General features: G+C 72.1%; 16 protein-coding genes. 6 read left to right on the forward strand and 10 right to left on the reverse strand.

What is annotated here, in order from left to right; all coding sequences use genetic code 11:
- The first annotated feature begins 379 nt into the window (after positions 1–379).
- From nsdA to ffh, 5 genes are all read left to right on the forward strand, one after another.
- On the forward strand, positions 380–1,879 hold the full coding sequence (gene nsdA, locus IF55_RS25215) for a transcriptional repressor NsdA (RefSeq protein ID WP_078645173.1): 1,500 nt from the start codon (positions 380–382) through the stop codon (positions 1,877–1,879).
- 501 nt (positions 1,880–2,380) lie between these two features.
- Positions 2,381–3,748 carry an ammonium transporter gene (locus tag IF55_RS25220; RefSeq protein WP_030884920.1) on the forward strand — a complete coding sequence of 456 codons (1,368 nt, stop codon included), beginning with the start codon at positions 2,381–2,383 and terminating at the stop codon, positions 3,746–3,748.
- Complete coding sequence (locus tag IF55_RS25225; protein WP_030884922.1) at positions 3,745–4,083, forward strand: P-II family nitrogen regulator; 339 nt, start codon at positions 3,745–3,747, stop codon at positions 4,081–4,083. The genes IF55_RS25220 and IF55_RS25225 overlap by 4 nt, the downstream gene beginning before the upstream one ends.
- Before the next feature lie 111 nt (positions 4,084–4,194).
- Positions 4,195–6,879 carry a [protein-PII] uridylyltransferase gene (locus tag IF55_RS25230; protein ID WP_030884926.1) on the forward strand — a complete coding sequence of 895 codons (2,685 nt, stop codon included), beginning with the start codon at positions 4,195–4,197 and terminating at the stop codon, positions 6,877–6,879.
- Between the two features lie 132 nt (positions 6,880–7,011).
- Positions 7,012–8,595 carry a signal recognition particle protein gene (gene ffh, locus IF55_RS25235; RefSeq protein WP_030884928.1) on the forward strand — a complete coding sequence of 528 codons (1,584 nt, stop codon included), beginning with the start codon at positions 7,012–7,014 and terminating at the stop codon, positions 8,593–8,595.
- 165 nt (positions 8,596–8,760) lie between these two features.
- On the opposite strand, the gene IF55_RS25240 is transcribed toward ffh, so the two are convergent.
- From IF55_RS25240 to yhfZ, 9 genes are all read right to left on the reverse strand, one after another.
- Positions 8,761–9,981, reverse strand: a complete 1,221-nt coding sequence (locus tag IF55_RS25240; RefSeq protein ID WP_030884931.1) for a phosphopentomutase — start codon at positions 9,979–9,981, stop codon at positions 8,761–8,763.
- A gap of 87 nt (positions 9,982–10,068) precedes the next feature.
- Positions 10,069–11,232 (reverse strand): alanine racemase, encoded by a 1,164-nt coding sequence (locus IF55_RS25245; RefSeq protein ID WP_030884934.1) that lies wholly within the window; start codon positions 11,230–11,232, stop codon positions 10,069–10,071.
- A gap of 2 nt (positions 11,233–11,234) precedes the next feature.
- The gene (locus tag IF55_RS25250) at positions 11,235–12,368 is read right to left on the reverse strand and encodes an aminotransferase class V-fold PLP-dependent enzyme (protein WP_030884937.1); all 1,134 of its coding nucleotides are present in this window, start codon (positions 12,366–12,368) and stop codon (positions 11,235–11,237) included.
- A gap of 1 nt (position 12,369) precedes the next feature.
- On the reverse strand, positions 12,370–13,311 hold the full coding sequence (locus tag IF55_RS25255; protein WP_030884941.1) for a phosphotriesterase family protein: 942 nt from the start codon (positions 13,309–13,311) through the stop codon (positions 12,370–12,372).
- Between the two features lie 34 nt (positions 13,312–13,345).
- Entirely contained in the window at positions 13,346–14,734 is a 1,389-nt protein-coding gene (locus IF55_RS25260) for a YhfT family protein (RefSeq protein ID WP_030884945.1), read from the reverse strand.
- 64 nt (positions 14,735–14,798) lie between these two features.
- On the reverse strand, positions 14,799–15,155 hold the full coding sequence (locus IF55_RS25265; protein WP_030884948.1) for a DUF2620 domain-containing protein: 357 nt from the start codon (positions 15,153–15,155) through the stop codon (positions 14,799–14,801).
- A 41-nt stretch (positions 15,156–15,196) separates the two neighbouring features.
- Positions 15,197–15,574: a PRD domain-containing protein gene (locus IF55_RS25270; protein ID WP_030884953.1), complete on the reverse strand. Its 378-nt coding sequence runs from the start codon at positions 15,572–15,574 to the stop codon at positions 15,197–15,199.
- A 100-nt stretch (positions 15,575–15,674) separates the two neighbouring features.
- Positions 15,675–17,054, reverse strand: coding sequence for a YhfT family protein (locus IF55_RS25275; RefSeq protein ID WP_030884954.1), 1,380 nt, complete (start codon positions 17,052–17,054; stop codon positions 15,675–15,677).
- A gap of 45 nt (positions 17,055–17,099) precedes the next feature.
- A complete protein-coding gene (gene yhfZ / locus IF55_RS25280) occupies positions 17,100–18,038 on the reverse strand; it encodes a GntR family transcriptional regulator YhfZ (RefSeq protein WP_030884957.1) in 939 nt (312 codons plus the stop codon).
- Between the two features lie 140 nt (positions 18,039–18,178).
- On the opposite strand from yhfZ, the gene ftsH reads away from it, so the two are divergent.
- Positions 18,179–20,098, forward strand: a complete 1,920-nt coding sequence (gene ftsH, locus IF55_RS25285) for an ATP-dependent zinc metalloprotease FtsH (RefSeq protein WP_030884960.1) — start codon at positions 18,179–18,181, stop codon at positions 20,096–20,098.
- Between the two features lie 46 nt (positions 20,099–20,144).
- On the opposite strand, the gene IF55_RS25290 is transcribed toward ftsH, so the two are convergent.
- On the reverse strand, positions 20,145–20,972 hold the full coding sequence (locus IF55_RS25290; RefSeq protein ID WP_030884962.1) for a class I SAM-dependent methyltransferase: 828 nt from the start codon (positions 20,970–20,972) through the stop codon (positions 20,145–20,147).
- Positions 20,973–21,079 lie beyond the last annotated feature (107 nt).

Consider the following 21,079-nt stretch of genomic DNA (forward strand, 5'->3'; position numbering starts at 1 on the left):
GTCGACACCCGTTCGTGGGGGGCGTGAGGCGGTGCGGCCGGTGGTGCAACGTGGCGGCCGCGCTCCCTCGCGCCTCACTGCGCCAGCTCCCGATCTTCCCGCGCCCCAGTCAATCGCGCGGGGTGGCGCGGAGGGCCATTCGGTGGGGTGGCGAATGGTGGCGTTTACCGGAACGGACTCGCGACGCCCGTGATCGTAGGATTACTTTCGGTGCATGAACCCCGGAGGTGCCCACCCGGCGGGTATGCCGGAGGCATGACGCCTCGTCACGTCGGCTGTTTACGCTCCGTCGAGTCGGTGCATCACCGGACAGGAAGCCGCAGGAGGCGGCATTCTGTTGGCGGTTCGCGCACAGCACAGTCGAAATGGGGGCCTTCCAGTGGGCGGCAACGGCAGCGGGAGTGGCAGCGCTGACAAGCGCCCCAACGAGCGGTTGGGTTCATGGTTCCTGCGCAGTGGTTGGTCCAAGGGCGAACTAGCCCGCCAAGTCAACAGGGGCGCGCGGCAGTTGGGCGCCCACCACATCAGTACGGACACCTCCCGGGTGCGCCGCTGGCTCGACGGCGAACAGCCGCGCGAGCCGATCCCGAAAATCCTCTCCGAGCTGTTCTCCGAGCTGTTCGGCTGCGTCGTGGGCATCGAGGACCTCGGGCTGCGCACCGCGCATCAGTCACCGTCCGTATCCGGCGTCGACCTGCCCTGGGCGGGCCCCCAGACCGTCTCGCTGATCAGCGAATTCTCCCGCAGCGACCTGATGTTGGCGCGGCGCGGCTTCCTCGGCACGTCGTTGGCGCTCGCGGCCGGGCCCGCGCTCATCGAGCCGATGCAGCGCTGGCTGGTGCCCGGGCCCGTCGGCCACGAGGGGGCGCGCGCCGTCGCCGCGGAGGCCACCGCGGACCGTTCCCGCCGCGCTTCCCGGCTCTCCCAGCCCGAGCTGGAACTGCTGGAGTCCACGACGATGATGTTCCGCCAGTGGGACGCCCAGTGCGGCGGCGGGCTGCGCCGCAAGGCCGTCGTCGGCCAACTGCACGAGGTCACCGACCTGTTGCAGGAGTCGCATCCGCAGGAGACGTCCCGGCGGCTGTTCAAGGTCGCCGCCGAGCTGGCCGAGCTGGCCGGCTGGATGAGCTACGACATAGGGCTCCAGCCCACCGCGCAGAAGTACTTCGTCCTCGCGCTGCACGCCGCGAAGGAGGCCGGTGACCGCCCCCTGGGCTCGTACGTGCTCTCCAGCATGAGCCGCCAGATGATCCATCTCGGCCGGCCGGACGACGCGTTGGAACTGATCCACCTCGCGCAGTACGGCTCCAGGGAGCAGGCCACCTCCCGTACGACCGCGATGCTGTACGCGATGGAGGCGCGCGCGTACGCGAACGCCGGGCAGCCCGCGAAGTGCAAGCGCGCCGTGAACATGGCCGAGGACGCCTTCGAGGACTGCACTCCGGACGAGGGCGACCCCGACTGGATCCGCTTCTTCTCCGAGGCCGAACTGAACGCGGAGAACGCCCACTCCTTCCGCGACCTCGCCTATGTGGCGGGCCGCAGCCCCACCTACGCGCACCTGGCGTTCCCGAGGATGGAGCGCGCCGTGGAGCTCTTCGGCAAGGACGACGAGCACCAGCGGTCGTACGCGCTCAACCTCATCGGAATGTCCACGGTCCATCTGATGCGGCGCGAGCCCGAGCAGTCCGCCGAACTCGCGGGCCGGGCGCTGAAGATCGCCAAGCGGGTGCGCTCGGAGCGGGTGAACAACCGGCTCCGCAAGACCGTCGACGTGGCGGTCCGCGACTTCGGTGAGGTCGCCGAAGTCGTCGACCTCACGGAGAAACTCGCCGTCGAACTGCCGGACGTGACGGAGGCCGCCGCTCAGGCGATCTGAGGACGGGGGCGGGGCCCTTCGGGGGCGGCGGCCCGCTGGGGCGGTGCCTCGCCGGGGAGGGCAGCGCCCCGCGACCGCCGCCCCCGCCCCCTCCGCACCAGACAGCCGGCCCCCGTCTCTTCGGACTCGTTCGCCCTCGATCCACTGCCGCCGACCGCCCGATCCACCGCCATCGACGGCCCGACTCGCTTCTCCGCCGACCGCCCGACCGGCCTCTGGACTCCGGCCGCGGCGACCACCCCGTACAGCCCGACTCGGCTCCCCCACGCCAGGTCAACCGGGTGATCGCCGCGGTCGGTCTGTTGTGTGGACGGGACCGTAACGGCCGACGCCGCCCGCCGTCCGGTGATTCACCCGCCCGTAACACTCCCGCGCCCTTCGTCACCGCGGTGAAACACGCCCGCGCATCGGCGGAAACCGCGCTGCGACAGCCTCATGGCGTCAGCCGGTCCACCGAGTCCCTGCCCCGCGCGGGCCGCCCGCCCCGAGGAGACGTCCACGTTGAATGGCGCAGATACCGCGTTCGTACTGATCAGTGCGGCGCTCGTGATGCTGATGACACCCGGCCTGGCCTTCTTCTACGGAGGCATGGTGCGGGTGAAGAGCGCGCTCAACATGCTCATGATGTCGTTCATCTCGCTGGGCATCGTCTCCGTGCTGTGGGTGCTCTACGGCTACTCCCTTGCCTTCGGCGAGGACAGCGGCGCCGGGCTGGTCGGCGGCCTCGACCACCTCGGCCTCGCGGGCATCGACGCCGGGACGCTGACCGGTGGGCGGACCGGCATCCCCGTCTTCGCCTTCGCCCTGTTCCAGCTCATGTTCGCGGTGATCACCCCCGCGCTGATGAGCGGGGCGCTCGCGGACCGGGTGAAGTTCAGCGCCTGGTCGCTGTTCATCACGCTGTGGGTCACGGTCGTCTACTTCCCGGTCGCGCACTGGGTGTGGCAGCCGGACGGCTGGCTCTACCAGCTCAAGGTCATCGACTTCGCGGGCGGCACCGCGGTCCATATCAACGCGGGCGTGGGCGGCCTCGCGGCGGTCCTGGTCGTCGGGGCGCGCGTCGGCTTCAAGAAGGACCCGATGCGGCCGCACAGCCTGCCGCTGGTGATGCTGGGCGCGGGGCTGCTGTGGTTCGGCTGGTTCGGCTTCAACGCGGGCTCGGCGCTGGCCGCCGACGGCACGGCCGCCACCATGGCACTCAACACCCAGGTCGCCACCGCCGCGGCGATGCTCGGCTGGCTCGGGTACGAACGCGTGCGGCACGGCGCGTTCACCACGCTGGGCGCCGCCTCCGGGGCCGTCGCGGGGCTGGTCGCCATCACCCCGTCCGGCGCCGCCGTGAACGCGCTGGGCGCGCTCGTCATCGGGGTCGCCGCCGGTACCGCCTGCTCCTGGGCCGTCAGCCTCAAGTACCGGCTGGGATTCGACGATTCGCTGGACGTGGTCGGCGTGCATCTGGTCGGCGGTGTCATCGGCACCCTCCTCGTCGGCGTCCTCGCCGTCGACGGCGTCGGCGGCGCGGCCCAGCTCGGCCGGCAGGCCGCCGGGGCGTTCGCAGTGATGGCGTACTCCTTCACCGTCTCGTGGCTGCTCGCCCGGTTCATCGACCGGGTGATCGGCTTCAGGGCGGCCGAGGACGACGAGATCAGCGGCGTCGACCAGGCGTTCCACGCCGAGGCCGCCTACGACTTCAGCGCGGTGGGCGGCGTCGCGCAGTCCCGCGCCCACGTGCCGGCTCTCGCGCCTGGTGCGTCCGGCGCGGGTGGTGCGCCCGGAGCGGGTGGTGCGCCCGGAGCGGCCATCCGGTCGAAGGGAGAGAAGGACGAGAAGAACGAGAAGGGTACGACGGGCAAGAAGGTGGATGTATGAGGCTCATCACCGCGGTCGTCAAGCCGCACCGGCTCGACGAGGTCAAGGAAGCCCTCCGCTCCGCGGGCGTGCGCGGCCTGACGGTCACTGAGGCGAGTGGCTACGGCCGGCAGCGCGGGCACACCGAGGTCTACCGCGGCGCGGAGTACACCATCGACCTCGTGCCGAAGGTCCGTATCGAGGTGCTCGTCGAGGACGACGATGCCGAGCAGGTCATCGAGGCGATCGTCAAGGCGGCCCGAACGGGCAAGATCGGCGACGGCAAGGTGTGGTCCGTACCCGTGGACACGGCCGTACGGGTCCGTACCGGCGAGCGCGGCCCGGACGCGGTATGAGCGGCTGAGGGACGCGGGCGGCGCACGGGCCGCGGCGCGGGCGGGGCGGCCTCGGGAAGGCCGTGAAGGGGGCGGGACAGGGACGCGGTACGGGTCGACAGGGAGCCGGAAGTGACGGACAGCGTACGGACGAAGACCGGCGGCGACCCGCTGCCCGGCGGCTACGCGGCGGCCCGGCTGCGACTCCTCCACGAGGGATCGACGGCCGGGCCGCCGCGCCGCGCCGCGCTCGCCGCGCTCACCGACCAATGGCTGGGCGCGCTCTTCGGCGCGGCCCCGGGCGCCGCGCTCGTGGCCGTCGGCGGCTACGGGCGCGGTGAACTCTCCCCGCGCAGCGACCTCGACGTCGTGCTGTTGCACGACGGTTCCGCGGACGCGGGACGGATCGCGGCCCTCGCCGACCGCGTCTGGTACCCGGTGTGGGACATGGGCCTCGCGCTCGACCACTCCGTGCGCACCCCCGTCGAGGCGCGCGGGGCGGCGGCCCGCGACCTCAAGGTGCACCTCGGGCTGCTCGACGCCCGGCACCTCGCGGGCGACGCGGAACTGACCGCCGCCCTGCGTGCCACCGCCTACGCCGACTGGCGCGCCCAGGCCCCCAAACGGCTGCCGGAACTCTCCGAACTCTGCGCGGAACGCGCGCGCCGCCACGGCGAGTTGCGGTTCCTGTTGGAGCCCGACCTCAAAGAGGCGCGCGGCGGGCTGCGCGACGCGACCGCGCTGCGGGCCGTCGCCGCCTCCTGGATCGCGGACGCCCCGCGCGAGGGGCTGGAGGAGGCCCGCACCCTGCTGCTGGACACGCGCGACGCGCTGCACCTCGCCACCGGCCGGGCCACGGACCGGCTCGCGCTGCAGGAGCAGGAACAAGTGGCCGCGGACCTCGGCGTGCTGGACGCGGACACCCTGCTGCGGCGGGTGTACGAGGCCGCGCGCGCCGTCTCGTACGCGAGCGACGTGACCTGGCGCGAAGTGGAACGCGTACTGCGGGCCCGCTCCGCGCGGCCCCGGCTGCGCGGACTGCTGGGCGGCCGGGGCGCCGGGGAGGGCGAGCGCAGCCCGCTCGCCGAGGGCGTCGTCGAGCAGGACGGCGAGGCCGTGCTCGCCCGTACCGCGCGGCCCGACCGGGACCCGGTGCTGCCGCTGCGGGCGGCCGCCGCTGCCGCGCTGTCCGGGCTGCCGCTCTCGCCGCACGCGGTCCGCCGGTTCGGCGCGCCCACCGCGGCCGTGCTGCCCGTGCCGTGGCCGGCCGAGGCCCGCGAGGCGCTGGTGACGCTGCTCGGCGCGGGTGAGCCGACCGTCTCGGTCTGGGAGGCCCTCGAAGCCGGGGGCGTCGTCTCCCGGCTGCTCCCGGACTGGGAACGGGTCCGCTGCCGCCCGCAGCGCAACCCGGTGCACCGCTGGACCGTCGACCGTCACCTGATCGAGACGGCCGTACGGGCCGCCGCACTGACCCGCCGCGTCGGCCGCCCCGACCTGCTGCTGGTCGCCGCGCTGCTGCACGACATCGGCAAGGGGTGGCCGGGCGACCACTCCGTCTCGGGCGAGACGATCGCCCGCGACGTGGCCGCGCGCCTGGGGTTCGACTCCGCGGACACCTCCGTCCTGGCCACGCTCGTCCGTCACCATCTGCTGTTGATCGACACGGCCACGCGCCGCGACCTCGACGACCCGGCGACCGTGCGCGCCGTCGGGGAGGCGGTCGGCGGCCCCGGCACCTTGGAGCTGCTGCACGCCCTGACGGAGGCGGACGCGCTCGCCACCGGGCCCGCCGCGTGGAGCACCTGGCGCGGCTCGCTCGTGGCGGACCTGGTCAAGCGCGTCGCGGCGGTCCTGGCGGGCGAACCGGTCGCGGAGCGCGATGAACCGCGGGCGCCGACGGCGGAGCACGAGCGCCTGGCCGTCGAGGCGTGGCGCACGGGCGGGCCCGTCCTGACCCTGTGCACCCGGAGCGAGCGGCAGGAGGGGCCGCAAGGACAGGGGCCGCGGGAGCCGAGTGGGGGCCGTGCCGGTCCCGGGGATGCCGAGCCCGTGCGGGACGACGCCGAAGGGGGCGGGACCGAGGGCGGCGAGCCTGTGGGCGTCGAACTGCTCATCGCCGTGCCCGACCAGCCGGGCGTGCTGCCCGCGGCGGCCGGCGTGCTCGCCCTGCACCGGCTGACCGTACGCGCCGCGGACCTGCGGACCGTGCCCGTACCGGAGGAGCTGTGGGCCGTGCCCGTACCGGAGGGGCCGCGGGCGGTGCCCGTAGGGGAGGACCTGCTGGCTGTCCGCCCGCCGGCCGACCCGGGGGCCCGCCGCGAACCGGCTGATCCGAGGGCCGTCGAGGGGGCGCGGGCGGACGCGGACGCCGTAGCGCCCCGGGCGGAGGTGCTGCTGCTCAGATGGCGGGTGGCCGCCGAGTACGGCTCGCTGCCGCATGCGGTCCGGCTCCGCGACGACCTGGTGCGCGCGCTCGCGGGAAAGCTGGACATCGCGGCCCGGCTGGCGGAGCGGGAGGCCGCATACGGCAAGCGGCGCCGCCGGATGCCCGCGCCGCCCCCGACGGCGACCGTCGTGCCCGACAGCTCGCGGCTCGCGACGGTCGTCGAGGTACGCGCCCAGGACGCCCCCGGCCTGCTGCACCGCATCGGGCGCGCCCTGGAGGACGCCGGGGTCGCGGTCCGCAGCGCCCACGTCTCGACGCTGGGGGCGAACGCGGTGGACGCCTTCTACGTGACCGGTCCGAAGGGCTCCCCGCTGGGCAGCGTGGAGGCCGCCGAACTGGCCCGTACCGTGCAGGGGGCGCTGGGCGGCTGACCGTACCCTGGAGGGCCGGATACCCTTGGGGGCGCGACGTACTCGTCCCCTGACAACAGTCAGGCTCTCGTCCTGGCCACCGGCACGACGAGACCGGCGAACGGCTTCCGACCCGAAGGATCTGCGACCACCGTGTTCGATACCCTCTCCGACCGCCTTGCAGCGACGTTCAAGAGCCTCCGGGGCAAGGGCCGCCTGTCCGAGGCGGACATCGACGCCACCGCGCGTGAGATCCGCATCGCCCTGCTCGAAGCGGACGTGGCGCTGCCCGTCGTCCGCTCCTTCATCAAGCAGGTCAAGGAGCGCGCGGTCGGGGCCGAGGTCTCCCAGGCGCTGAACCCCGCGCAGCAGGTCATCAAGATCGTCAACGAGGAGCTGATCGGCATCCTCGGCGGCGAGACCCGCCGCCTGCGGTTCGCCAAGAACCCGCCGACCGTCATCATGCTCGCCGGCCTCCAGGGCGCCGGCAAGACGACCCTCGCCGGAAAGCTCGGCCACTGGCTCAAGGGCCAGGGGCACGCCCCCCTGCTCGTCGCCTGCGACCTCCAGCGCCCCAACGCCGTCAACCAGCTCTCCGTCGTCGCCGAGCGCGCCGGTGTCGCCATCTACGCGCCGGAGCCGGGCAACGGCATCGGCGACCCGGTCAAGGTCGCGCAGGACTCGATCGAGTTCGCCAAGTCCAAGCAGCACGACATCGTCATCGTCGACACCGCCGGCCGCCTCGGCATCGACCAGGAGCTGATGCGGCAGGCCGCGGACATCCGCGACGCCGTCAAGCCCGACGAGGTGCTGTTCGTCGTCGACGCGATGATCGGCCAGGACGCGGTGAACACCGCGGAGGCGTTCCGCGACGGCGTCGGCTTCGACGGCGTCGTCCTGTCCAAGCTGGACGGCGACGCCCGAGGCGGCGCCGCGCTCTCCATCGCGCACGTCACCGGCCGCCAGATCATGTTCGCCTCCAACGGCGAGAAGCTGGACGACTTCGACGCGTTCCACCCGGACCGCATGGCGTCCCGCATCCTGGGCATGGGCGACATGCTCTCCCTGATCGAGAAGGCCGAGCAGACCTTCAGCCAGCAAGAGGCCGAGCAGATGGCGGCCAAGCTGGCGAAGGGGCCCAAGGAGTTCACGCTCGACGACTTCTTGGCGCAGATGGAGCAGGTCCGCAAGATGGGCTCCATCTCCAAGCTGCTCGGCATGCTGCCCGGCATGGGGCAGATCAAGGACCAGATCAACAACCTCGATGAGAAGGACGTGGACCGCACCGCCGCGATCATCAAGTCGATGACGCCGGGGGAGCGCAAGGACCCGCACATCATCAACGGCTCCCGGCGGGCCCGTATCGCCCGGGGCTCGGGCGTGGACGTGAGCGCGGTCAAGAGCCTCGTGGAGCGCTTCTTCGACGCGCGCAAGATGATGTCGAAGATGGCGCAGGGCGGCGGAATGCCGGGGATGCCGGGCATGCCGGGTACGGGCGGTGGCCCGGGCCGCCAGAAGAAGCAGGCCAAGCAGGCCAAGGGCAAGCGCAAGAGCGGCAACCCGATGAAGCGCAAGGCCGAGGAGCAGGCCGCGGCGGCGCGGCGCGAGGCGGCCGCCCAGGGCGGGCAGCCCGGTCAGCAGGGCGGTGCTTTCGGTCTCCCGGGCGCCGGCCAGGACGCGGGCTCGTTCGAACTCCCCAAGGAGTTCCGGGACATGCTTCCGCCGTCGGACAAGTAAGCGACGGTACGCGCCGTCCATAGCGTTTTCCTCCCCCGTCCCCGCCCCGGCCCTCCGGAGCGAGGGCGGGGGTCGCGCTGTTCATGGCCAAATCGGCTGTGTTGCCTGCGCGGCGCGTGCCGTGGTGAACACCGGGCACCGCGAAGTGCCGCCTGCCGTGACGCGTTACGCGGCGCGTATCGGCGCACCGTTCGCCAGGCCCGACGGGCTCAGGCCCAGGGAGAGCGCCGCGGTGGCGCCCACGTCCGCGAGCGACGCGGCGTCCGGCAGCAGCTCCAGACCGGCCGCCTCGGGGCGGTGGATGAGGACGGGCACGTACTCGCGGGTGTGGAAGGCGTGCCCGATGGTCGGGTCGTTGCCGTGGTCGCCGGTGACGACGAGGCGGTCGCCGGGGGCGTCGAGCAGCGCGATCAGCTCGGCCAGGCCCGCGTCGAGCTGCTCCAGGACCTCGCCGTAGCGCAGCACGTCCTGCTGGTGTCCGGCCAGGTCCGTCTCCTGCACGTTGGCGACGACGAGGCCCGGACCCGGCGTCCGTACGGCTTCCAGGGTGTGGGCGAGCACGTCGGCCGTGGGCACCGCCGGGCGGCGCACGGCGGCGTCGCAGGCGAGGATGTCGGCGGCCTTGCCGACCAGGGTGACGGGGACGCCCGCGCGGGCCGCCAGGTCGGGCAGTTGCCGGGTGTGGTCCAGCGGCGCGCCCAGGTGCTGCACTTCGAGCCCGCCGTTGCGGTAGAAGCCGGTCGCCGGGGTGTCGAGCCCGTACGTGCCGTGCTCGCCGTCCCGTACGAAGCCGGGGAGCGGGCCGTCGGCGTGGCCGCCGACCGCGATGACGCGGGCCACGGGCGCGACGGCGCGGACCGTGCGGGCGATGGACAGGATGTGGTCGAAGGGGAAGTCGTCGAGGCTCCCGGAGGCGTTCCAATTGATGCCGGGGTCGGCCTCCAGGTTGTCGTGGACGAGGACGCACCCGTCGACGACGAGCAGCGGCCTGCCGTTCAGCTCCGCCACCCGGTGGCCCGCCGCCTCCAGCGCGGCGCGCACCTCGTCGAGGTGTTCGCCGAGGCGCGCCACGGTGACCTTGCTGAAGTCGGCGCCCATCATCGTCTGGTGGCCCGCGTAGGTGTCCGCGCCGGGGTAGCCGAGCGCGGCCCGGCCGACGGCGACCGGCAGCCGGGTGGTGCGCACGAGGTCCCGGTGCCCGTGGATCAGGCCGAGGCCGAGCGCGCCGAGGGACGGCAGGCGCAGCGGGCGGCCCAGCTTCTCGCGGCAGCGGTCGAGGATGTGGCCGCAGGTGTCGGCCGCGATGTCGCCGGGGCGCAGCGCGCCCGCGTCGGGCATCGCGCCGATGCCGAATCCGTCGATGACGACGATGACGGTCTTGCTCATGTCGGTGCCTTTCAGAACGCTCGGTGCCGTTCGGCGCGCTCGGTGCCGCTCAGTACGCTCGGTGCCCTTCGACGGCCGCGGTGCCTTTCAGTAGGCGCGGCCCAGCGGGTCGTACAGGCCGGTCAGCCGCGGCGCGCCGGAGGACAGGCCGGAGACGACGGCCACGGTGCTGCGGGTGACGAAGATCTGGGTGCGGAAGGCGAGGACGGCGGTGTCGCCGGCGCGTACGTCCTGGCCGGGTGCGGGGGCCTCCAGCAGGCGGTAGTAGTCGATGTTCTCGGCGGGCGCGTCCTGGACGGGCAGCCGGAGCCCGGTGCGCGGCAGCAGGGCCTCCTTGACGCCGGAACGCGCGTAGAAACCGCCGCCGAACAGGGCGGGCCGGCCGTCCGCGAGGGTGTGGGCGACCTCGCTGACGTAGACGTACGCGGGGATCTCCGGTTGGTGCGGGTCCACGGCGTGCAGCGGCGTGGTGCCGGTGAGGGAGTGGCCCGGCTCGCCGTGTGTGGCGCCGAGCTCGGCGAGCATCGGCAGGGTGGCCATGGAGGTGGCGCTGGGGGCGCTGAGCGCCAGGCCCGAGTGGCCGCGGGCGGCCAGGGCCTGCCGTGCCTTGAGAGCGAGCTCGAAATTGGGCGTGGGCCGGGGCAGGGAGTCCGCCGGGTCGCACAGGACGCAGGGGAACGCGGTCACGCCCGCGATCCGCACGCCCGGCAGCCGCTCCGCCTCCGCCGCGAAGGCGTCCAGCCCATCGAGCGGGACACCGCCTTCCTGCCCGGGGTAGACGGAGCCCTCGGCGCCCTCCAGCCGGATCAGGATGTCCTGGACGAAGCCGAGCCGGCCGGCGGCCTCGGAGACGGCACGGGCGTTGTCGAGGTCGTACACCGTGACGGTCTCGGGCCGCCAGGCGAGCATCTCCGGGAGGGCGCGGCGCGGGATCTGCGCCAGGTGGCCGAGGTTCCCGGCCCGGGCCCCGGCGGCATGCAGCACGCGCGCCTCGGGCGGCTCGATGGCGGCGAACTTGGGGATGTGCCGGGCGATGGCGCGGATCAGCTCGGGGTTGCGGCCGATCTGCTTGACCACGAACCAGAGGTTGAGGCCGACGCGCTCGGCCTCGGCGGCCAGCATCGCGGCATTGGCCTCGACGGCGTCGAGGTCGACCACGTACGTGTTGGGCGGGACCTCCCCGGACTGGTGCAACGCGGTCGCGGCGTCGGCCAGTCGAGGGTTGCGGGTGAGGACGGTGTCGAGGAACACGGTCAATCCTTGAGTTCGCGAGAGTGGTGCGCGTCGCGCGGGATGTCCCGCAGGGCACGGCGGAGGATGTCGATCACGAGGTCCGCGCCGGCCCGCATCGGGTTGATGCGCACCGTCCAGTCGGCCAGCTCCGGGGCGTCGTCGAGCGACGAGCTGGACATCCGGTAGAAGAGCGGGGCCACCTCGTAACGGGAGTTCGAACCGACGGGGTACGGGGCCGCGCCGTACCGCGCGGCGGCCGCGGGCAGGTCGCGCGCGACGGGCCGGTCGAGGCGTACGAGCAGGCAGCGGTCCTGCGCGTTGGCGATACGGACCTCCGCCACGCCCGCCACCTCGCCCGCGGCCAGCCGCTCGGCGACCTCCGCCCCGACTCTCGACTGCACGGACCACATCACGGGCACGTGGGTGAGGGCTCTGAGCGCGTCCAGCGCCTGGTGGCCCTGGACCTGGCCGCCGCCCGAGTAGTTGTCGGCCCGCACCCGCTCGACGACGTCGCGCGCGCCCACCACGACGCCGACGCCTTCCGGGCCGTGCAGTTTGAAGAGCGAGAAGCAGGAGGCGTCGGCGCCCAGCTCCACCCCGCTCTCGGGGACCCGCATGACCGCGTAGTTGTCGTCCACGATGGTGCGCACCCCGGCGGCGCGGCAGGCGGCCAGCACCCCGCCCGGGTCGTAGGAGTCGGCGAGCCGCTGCCGGGTGTGCTGCACATAGGCCCACCGGAAGCGGCCGGAGGCCAACGCGTCGGCCAGCGCCGCCGGGTCGTTGAAGTCGACCTCCACGGTCTCCACCCCGAGTCCGCGCAGGGTGACTTCGGTGGTGCGGTAGACGGGCGCGCGGTGGATCAGCAGCGGGGCGCCCGCGCTGACGGCCCCGTTGAGCGCGGCGCGGATCGCCCCGGTGCCGGCGCCCTGGACGAACGCGGCGTCCTCGGCCCCGAAGTAGTCGGTGAGGACCGCTTCGACCCGCGCGGTGGTGCGCGGCCGGCCGAGGCCCGGTACGACGCCCGCGTCCGCCTCGAAGAGCTGCGCCCCCTCGAAGTGCCGGGCGGTGCACTCGATCAGCCGGAACTGCTTGGCGACCGCCTTGTCGAGGGGGACCGTCGCCAGCGGGAAGGTCTGCGGCAGTACCGCGTTCATCTCAGAACTCCTCCGTGGTCGAGCCGGTCAGGAAGCGCACCGCGTTGCGGCGGGTCATCAGGTCGATCAGACCGTCGTCGAGCCCGGCGGCCCGCGCCTTGGGCAGGAAGGAGCGGAACAGGTGCCCGTAGCCCTGGCCGCCCTCGCTCTCCAGATAGCCGTGGCGCGAGATGTCGCAACTGAGCAGTACGCGGTCGGCGTGCCCGGCCTCCACCAGCGCGAGCAGCAGCCGCAGCCGCGTGTCGTCGCTCTGATAGCTCTCCTTGCCCACCGTGTCGAAGGCGACGTACGCTCCCGCCGCCGCCAGCTCCCGGTGGACCGCCGGGTCGTCCAGCAGGTCCTGGTGGCCGACGCAGACCCGGTGCGCGGGCAGCCCGGCGCCCGTCAGCAGCTCCAGTTGGGCGAGCCCGCCGTGGCCGAGCTGGGCGTGGGTGGCCAGGGACAGCCCCGTGGCGACGGCGGCGCGGGCGGAGGCCAGCAGGGTGCGCCTCTCGGCGGGGCTCGGACGGTCGCCGTGGCTTCCGACCTCGCCGATCAGCCCCGGCCGAATGCCGCTCGCCCCGAACCCGTCCTCGATCTCGCGGACGAGCGTCTCGGTCAGCTCGGCCGGCCCGGCCGCGCCCACTTCGCTCGGGTGGAACGGCTCGTAGTACCAGCCGGTGGCCGCGACGACCGCGACGCCGGACCGCTCGGAGATACGGGCCAGGGCGTCGGGGTCACGGCCCATGCCCCGGCAGGTCTGCTCGATGACGAGCGACAGCGCGAACTCCTCGCGCAGCGCCGCCAGTTCCGCGGTCACCGGCCCGGCGTGCTCCGCCGGGCTGAGGACCGCCGCGCGGTCGGCGTCCCGGCTGAGGTCGAGGACGAGGTGTTCGTGGGTGAGGACGGGGCCTTGGATGTCGGTGGGGGAGAGGGGGCCGGTGACGGTTTGGAGGTGGTTCATGAAAGCTGTGCCTTCCTGGCGAGGGGCCCTGTCGTCATCCCTTGACGGGGGTGAACAGGTTCAGCCAGTACAGGAGGTTGAGGATGATGCCGCCGACGATGACCGCGGCGGGGGCCGCCGCCATCCGGACCACGATCCGGCCCATCGCCTCGTTGAGCATGTAGAGCCCGCCGACTATGAGGATGCCGAGGCCGCCGCCCATGGCGTTCGCCGCCATCAGGGAGCCGAAGAGGATCGCGAGCCCCAGGGTCTCGGAGATCGCGCTGCGCAGGTGCTCGGAGGAGTCGCGGACGGACGGCAGCTTGCCCAGCACCCTGCCGATCCAGGACAGGGCCAGCACCTCGCAGGCGAAGACGAGCGCGCCGACGATGACCGCGAGCCAGGGGTTCGGGAGCAGGTAGCCGATCGGGTAGACGAGGGTGAAGCCGGCGATGCCGTACGCGCCGGAGGCGAGCGCGGTGGTCGCGATCAGCGGGATGAAGCCGAAGACCCGGTAGAAGTCGACCTGGGCGGCGCCGCTGTAGTCGCCCTTGGCGATGAGGAAGCTGGTGGCCTCGCCGCCGCCGAAGATGTGCATCTGCGCCAGCAGACAGACGCCCGCGCCGAGCACCATGAACAGCGGCAGGTACTTGCGCAGCCGGGCCGCGCTCGCGCTGAACAGCGAGGCCATCGGGTCCTCCGCCGCCTCATCGGCCCCCGTGTCCGTATCCGTGCCCTTGCCCTTGCCCGTGTCCGCGGCCGCGGCCTCGGCCGCCGCGGCACGGTCCGCCTTCCGCTGCCGCATGTCCTTGTCGATCGCGAAGCCGATCAGCATCAGCACGCCGACGGCCATGGCCAGGGCGCCCGCGAACATGTTGGGCCAGAGCTTCATCGTCATGACGACGAGCGCCAGCTCGACGACGCCCGCGATACCGCCGCGCACCTTGCCGAACTGCTTGGTGATGGCGAGGACGGGGAAGAGCGCGAAGAGGAAGAGGATCGGCGTCGACATCTGCTGCATGGCGGTGATGAAGTCGACGGGCAGGTCATGCGCGACGTTGTTCGCGCCGTTCAGCCCGAAGACGATGACCGCGCCCCAGGCGCCGCCGAGAATCGGGGCGAGCCACTTCTTCGGCGACAGGATGCCGAGGATGTCCGTGGGCAGGAAGACCAGCCAGGGGTTCAGCACGCCCGTGGACAGCGCCATCGGCGCGCCGAGGCCGAAGATGAAGCCCGCCGACAGCCCGAACGACACCGCGGTCATGGCGCTGCGCGTCGACCGCCCCTGGATGAAGTCGAGCATGAAGGGGCGGGCGCCGTCGTTGAAGACGGCAAGCGCCATGTGCGAGATGAGCGCGGTCAGCGCGCACAGGACGATGACGGTCAGCTCTTGCGGCAGCGTGAAGCTGAGGCCGTGGCTCGCGGCGGCGAGGGTCGTACTCACAGGTCACTCCTTTGTGCCCCGGTGTTCCGGCAGGTGTTTCTCCCGGCGTCCCGGTGTCCTTGGGTCAGCCGCGGGCCGCGATGGCGCGGGCCATGACGGGGGCCACCAGGTCGATCTGGTCGATGGCGAAGCCGAAGACCTTCTTGCCCTCGGCGAGCAGGCCGTTGACGTCGTCCTCGGTGGGGACGGTGCGGCCGAAGGTGTGGCAGGCGTCCTTGCCCATGAGGCCGACGAGGACGCCGAGGGAGGCGCCGGCCCCCGTGTGGCAGGTGCCGAGGAAGTAGTCGGCCTGGCCGGCGCGGAGCTTCATCGCGGCGTCCATGTCGCTGGAGACGGTGATCTCGACGCCGTCGAGAGCGAGCTTCTTGACGGTCTCCGCGACCTCGACCTTGCCGACGCCGCCGGTGAGGATCTTCGTCATGACTGGGGCCTTCTCTCTGCTGATGGTGTGCGTTCGGACGGTCAGGAAGCGGGGGAGTGCTGGGCGAGCACGGCGAGGTGCATACCGAGGAAGTTGATCTCGGACTCCGGGAGCGGGGCGCCCAGCACCCGCTTGGCGCGGGCGGAGATGGCGTGGGCCCGGTCGACGGCGTCGGGGTGCCCGGCCAGCTCGGCGGCCACCTGGTCGTCGGTGAGGAACTGCTCGATCGGCTCCCCGTCCAGCAGCCGGGTGAGGGCCATCATCAGATGGCTGGTGAGCATCCCGGCGGTGTCCTCGGTGACGGTGCGGCCCTCGGAGGAGAGGGCCCGCAGCTCACTGGTCACGAAGTCGGCCACCTCGGGCCGTACCTGACCGCTCTCGCGGAAGAGCTGGATGCGGAGGGCGAGCTTGTCATCCATGGTCATCCTTTCCACAAATTCGACAGTAACCAGGATTTTGGATTTTCGGGAGTGACTTAAGTCCCGATTCGTACGATCGAGGGCGGCAGCGGACACGCGATCACCCGGCTATCTTGATCGGGGTGAACAGATGGGCCCAGCTCGCGAGGTTCAGCATGATGCCGACCAGGATCACGGCACACGGCGCCGCCGCCAGCCGCATGACGGGCCGCCCCATGGCCTCGTTCAGCACATAGAGCCCGCCGACCAGCGCCACCCCGACCCCGCCGCCCATATGCATCCCGGCCAGGATCGAGCCGAACAGCACGGCGATCTCCAGAACCTGGTTGATGGCGTTGCGGATGTGGTCGGAGGCGTCCTGCATGGACGGCACCTTCGCGAAGAGCCGGCCGAGCTGGGAGAGCGCCAGGACCTCCACGCCGAAGACCACCACCCCGGCCACGCCGCCGACCAGCAGGTTCGGCGCCGCTATATAACCCGCCGCGTACACGAAGTTCATGCCGTTGGTGGCGTAGACGCCGGAGGCCAGCGAGGTCAGGCCGATCAGCGGGATGAAGCCGAAGGTGCGGTAGAAGTCGATCTGCGCCGCATTGCCCATGTCTCCCTTCTGCACGATGTAACTCGTCGCCTCGCCGCCCGCGAACACCCCGGTAGCGCAGAGCGCGCCCGTCAGCCCGCCGAGCAGCAGCAGCCACGGCAGATACTTGCGCAGCCGCCTCGCGTTCTCCCCGAAGAGCGAGTCGGCCGCCGACGTGTCGACCACGGGCAACTCCTCACCCCTCGCGGCGGCCTCCGCCCGCGCCGTGCGCCGGTTGACGACGTCGCGCCGTACCGCGAAGGCGACCAGCATGGCCATGCCCACGGCCATCGCCAGCGCTCCCGGGAAGAGGCTCTTCCAGAAGTACGCCGTGGCCAGCATGATCAGGCCCTCGACGGCGAAGGCGATCCCGCCGCGCGCCTTGCCGAACTGGTAGGCGATGGCCACGGCCGGGAAGAAGGCGAAGAGATACATCACCGGGTCGGACAGCGCCTGCATCGCGGTGAGGAAGTCCACCGGCAGCGCCTGCGCGGCGTCCGTGGCACCCGCGAGACCGAATATCACCAGCAGCGCCCAGGCCGCGCCCAGCACCGGGGCGAGCCACCGCCGCGGCGCCAGCAGGCCGAGGATGTCGGTCGGCAGGAAGAGCAGCCAGGGGTTGAGCACACCGGTCGAGAAGGCCATCGGCGCGCCGAGCCCGAAGATGAAGCCGGAGGAGAGGCTGAAGGCGATGGTCGCGATCTCGCGCCGCTTCATCCGCCCCTGGCGGTAGTCGAGCATGAACGGCCGTACGCCGTCGTGGAAGACGGCCACCGCCATGTTCACCAGCAGCGCCGAGAGCGCGCAGATGACGACGGTCAGAACGATCTGCGTGGGGGAGAGGCTCAGTGAGTGGTGCCCACCGGCGGCGAGTGCCACCGCCCCCGGCCCTTGGTCGTACATAGGGGTCTGCTTTCAGCCGTGCGGATGGTCAAGCAGTGCGGATGGTCAGTAGGAGGGGATGCGCTCACCGCGCAGCACCTCGCTCTGCGATGTGGTGATGACCGACAGATCGAGCGCCTCCCGCACGGCGGTCAGCGCCGCCGCCCCCGCCGCGCGGCCGATGATGGCGGCGCTGGAGTTGCGCAGCGACAGATCCCGGGTGATCTCGTCCCCGAGCGGCAATATGTCGACCGAAGCGCCGAGTTGGCCATGCGGCACCTCGTCGAGGTTCCACACGGTGGCGTCCAACTGATCGCTCGCGAAGAGGTCGCCCAACTGCATGTACGAGGTCTCGACCCACTCGATGTCCGTGCGGCCCGCGAAGGCGCGCTCCGTGAGCATCCGCTGGTCCTCGGAGGAGTGGTCGATCGCGACGCGCAGCCGCTGCTCCAGCGAGGTGCCGTGGCGCAGCAGCATGCCGTGCGCGCCGACGTACGTGGCCGGACCCAGGTCCGCGACCAGCTCCAGCGGATGTTCCTCGATGAGCCGGTCGGCGGCGAAGCGGGAGAGGACGACGAGGTCGACCTTGTCCTCCAGCAGGGCGGCTGCGCGGGCGCTGGCACCGCGCATGAAGGTGATCGCGAAGGGCGCGCCGGCGTCTTCGAAGGCGTCCCGCAGGCCGGTGGCCAGGCCCTCGTAGCGCCGCGAGTAGGGCAGGGGCATCGCCGCGAGGAGGGTGCCGAGGCCGGCCAGCCGCCACAGTATGGTCCGGTCGGCCCGTACCAGGAAGGTGCCGAGGTGGCCGCGGGCGACCGTCTCGATCGCGCCCGCCTCCTCCAGCATCTGCAGCGCCGCCTGAACGGTGCCGTTGCCGACGCCGAGCTCTCCGGCGAAGTCGCGGACGCGGGGCAGCCGGGTGTCCTGCTCGTGGTTGAGCAGCAGGGCCGCGAGCTGCCGGGCAGCCAGGCCATTGCGGGTCAGGAACCGCTCATCAATCCCGTTCACGCATACGACAGTAACCAGGATTCTGGATATTGACAAGGGGTCCGGAGATGCACTTCGTGATGCTCCGATTAGTGTGATTTCTCCGAGGCGGTCGCGGCGGCAGGGTCCGACGGCAGGGCTCTGGCAGAAGGAGACCAGGAGTGAGCAACCCCGTACCCCCGCGTGGCAACCCCGATCAGCCCTGGCGGGCCGAGGGCACGCCGCCAGCACCGGGGCCGAAGCGCAAGATGCCCGGCGGCTGGGGCCGGCTGGTCCTCACCGCCATCGCCGTCTTCCTGATCACCGACGTCCTGCTCTCCTTCTTCGGCGGCAGCGACACCAAGTCGATCTCGTACACGGAGTTCAGCAACCAGCTCAACGCCGACAACATCGCCAAGCTCTACTCCAAGGGCGAGTCGATCCAGGGCGAACTCAAGGCGAAGAAGCCCATTCCGGATGGCAAGGGCGACTACACGCAGTTCGAGACCCAGCGCCCGGCCTTCGCCAACGACAAGCTCTGGGAGACCCTGGCCAAGAACAAGGTCACCGTCACCGCCGAGCCGGTCGTCAAGGAACGCAGCTTCCTCTACAACCTGCTGATCTCCCTCGCGCCCATGCTGCTGCTGGTGGTCCTCTGGATCTTCATCGCCCGCAGGATGCGCGGCGCCATGGGCGGCGGAATGGGCGGCTTCGGCCGCAAGGCCCCGCCCAAGCCCGTGGTGCCCGAAGAGGGCAAGCGCACCACCTTCGAGGACGTCGCCGGCATCGACGAGGTCGAGGCCGAACTCACCGAGATCGTCGACTTCCTCAAGAACCCCGACGCCTACCGCAGGCTCGGCGCCCGGATGCCCGGCGGCGTCCTGCTCGCCGGGCCGCCCGGCACCGGCAAGACGCTCCTCGCCCGCGCCGTCGCGGGCGAGGCCGGCGTGCCCTTCTTCTCCGCCTCCGCCTCCGAGTTCATCGAGATGATCGTCGGCGTCGGCGCCGGCCGGGTCCGGGAGCTGTTCGCCGAGGCCCGCAAGGTCGCCCCCTCGATCATCTTCATCGACGAGATCGACACCATCGGCCGGGCCCGCGGTGGCGGCGGCATGGGCGGCCACGACGAGCGCGAGCAGACCCTCAACCAGATCCTCACCGAGATGGACGGCTTCTCCGGCTCCGAAGGCGTCGTCGTCATCGCCGCCACCAACCGCGCGGACATCCTCGACAAGGCCCTCACCCGCCCCGGCCGCTTCGACCGCACCGTCACCGTCAGCCCGCCGGACCGTGACGGCCGCGAAGCGATCCTGCGCATCCACACCCGCCGCATCCCGCTCGCCGACGACGTGGACCTCGCCCAGGTCGCCCGTACGACCCCCGGCATGACCGGAGCCGACCTGGCCAACCTCGCCAACGAAGCGGCGCTCCTCGCCGTCAAGCGCAAACAGTCGGTCGTCGGCCCCGCCGAGTTCTCCGACGCCCTGGAGAAGGTCCAGCTCGGCGCCGAACGGCCCTTGGTGATGCCCGCGGAGGAACGGCGCCGCACCGCCTTCCACGAGAGCGGCCACGCCCTGCTCGGCATGCTCCAGCCCGGCGCCGACCCCGTCCGCAAGATCACCATCGTGCCCCGCGGCAGGGCGCTCGGCGTCACCCTCTCCACCCCCGACGCCGACCGCTACGCCTACACCGAGGAGTACCTGCGCGGACGGATCATCGGCGCGCTCGGCGGCATGGCGGCCGAGCAGACCGTCTTCGGAGTGATCACCACCGGCGCCGAGAACGACCTGGAGCAGGTCACCGGGATCGTCCGCGGCATGGTCGGCCGCTGGGGGATGAGCGAGCGCGTGGGCCGCCTCACGGCCATCCCCAGCGACGCCCAGCAGGCGTACGGGCTCTCCGCCGCCCCCGCCACCCTGGACGCCGTCGACAACGAGATGCGGCGCATCGTCGACGACTGCTACGAGGAGGCGTGCCGCCTGCTGACCGAGCACCGGGCGCAGCTCGACGCCCTGGCCGAGGCGCTGCTCGCCAACGAGACCCTGGAGGAGGATGAGGCGTACCGCGTCGCCGGGATCACCCGTCTCGACAAGCCCGTGGGCTGACGAGGACCCCGGCGGCCCGGCGTACCGCCATCCGGACCAGGGCCGATCAGACCAGGGCGATCAGGTAACGGAAGACATTGGGCATCCAGACCGTGCCGTCCTCCCGCAGATACGGGTGGAGCGACTCGGTCAGCTCCTTCACCACCTGCGCCTGGTCGGTCGCCCGCGCCGCCGCGTCGAACGCGCCCGTGGAGAGCAGGCCCCGTACCGCGCAGTCCATGTCCGCGTAACCGAACGGGCACGCCACCCGCCCCGAACCGGCCGGGCGCAGCCCCGCCAGACGGGCCAGGTTCTCCAGGTCGTCCCGGCCGCTCGGCCGCCACCGCGCGGGCGCGCACATGGGGTCCGCCAGCCGGGCCGCGACCCGCAGCGCCCCAGACGTCGAGCACCGCTCCTGGGGGCCCCACCCGGCCAGTACGACCGGGGAGCCCCGCTCCGCGCGAGCCGCCGCCTCCGCGAGCGCAGTCGACATGGTCCGGGCGCTGCCGCCCGCGCAGTACAAAGGGTCGAAGGCGGTCACCATATTGAAGGCTGCCCCGCTCGGGTCCGTGACGCATCCGGGACCGCCGTGCCCCAGGCGCGTACCGTCCGCCGGCGTGCGCTCCGGGAGCAGCCGCTGCCGGGCCAGCTCCAGCCGCCGGTCGTCCGGGTCGACCCCGCTCACCGTCGCGCCCCGCGCCGCCGCCATCAGCAGCGCCAGCCCGGAGCCGCAGCCCAGGCTGAGCAGCCGGGTCCCGGACCCCACCTCCAGCCGTTCGTAGACCGCCTCGTAGAGCGGTACCAGCATCCTTTCCTGGATCTCGGCCCAGTCACGGGCCCGCTCCTGGGGTGCGCGAAAGTCCTGGTGATGCCGCCGCACGAGCGTGGATGTCATCGAAAGCGCCCCAATCCGCCGAGAGACGTGATGTATTCAAGATTCGCCGCCCCCGTGTACGCCGTCGTGCGCGCAGTTGTGGAACACCCCCGTATGCCAGGGAACTC

Origin of the sequence: Streptomyces varsoviensis, assembly GCF_000718635.1 — a bacterium.
Classification (GTDB): Bacteria; Actinomycetota; Actinomycetes; order Streptomycetales; family Streptomycetaceae; genus Streptomyces; species Streptomyces varsoviensis.

Bases quoted from the DNA above. Each gene is read 5' to 3' on its own strand.
- IF55_RS25225 (WP_030884922.1), top strand. From the start codon at position 3,745: ATGAGGCTCATCACCGCGGTCGTCAAGCCGCACCGGCTCGACGAGGTC.
- IF55_RS25240 (WP_030884931.1), bottom strand. From the start codon at position 9,981: ATGAGCAAGACCGTCATCGTCGTCATCGACGGATTCGGCATCGGCGCG.
- IF55_RS25250 (WP_030884937.1), bottom strand. From the start codon at position 12,368: ATGAACGCGGTACTGCCGCAGACCTTCCCGCTGGCGACGGTCCCCCTC.
- IF55_RS25255 (WP_030884941.1), bottom strand. From the start codon at position 13,311: ATGAACCACCTCCAAACCGTCACCGGCCCCCTCTCCCCCACCGACATC.
- IF55_RS25265 (WP_030884948.1), bottom strand. From the start codon at position 15,155: ATGACGAAGATCCTCACCGGCGGCGTCGGCAAGGTCGAGGTCGCGGAG.
- IF55_RS25270 (WP_030884953.1), bottom strand. From the start codon at position 15,574: ATGGATGACAAGCTCGCCCTCCGCATCCAGCTCTTCCGCGAGAGCGGT.
- IF55_RS25275 (WP_030884954.1), bottom strand. From the start codon at position 17,054: ATGTACGACCAAGGGCCGGGGGCGGTGGCACTCGCCGCCGGTGGGCAC.
- IF55_RS25290 (WP_030884962.1), bottom strand. From the start codon at position 20,972: ATGACATCCACGCTCGTGCGGCGGCATCACCAGGACTTTCGCGCACCC.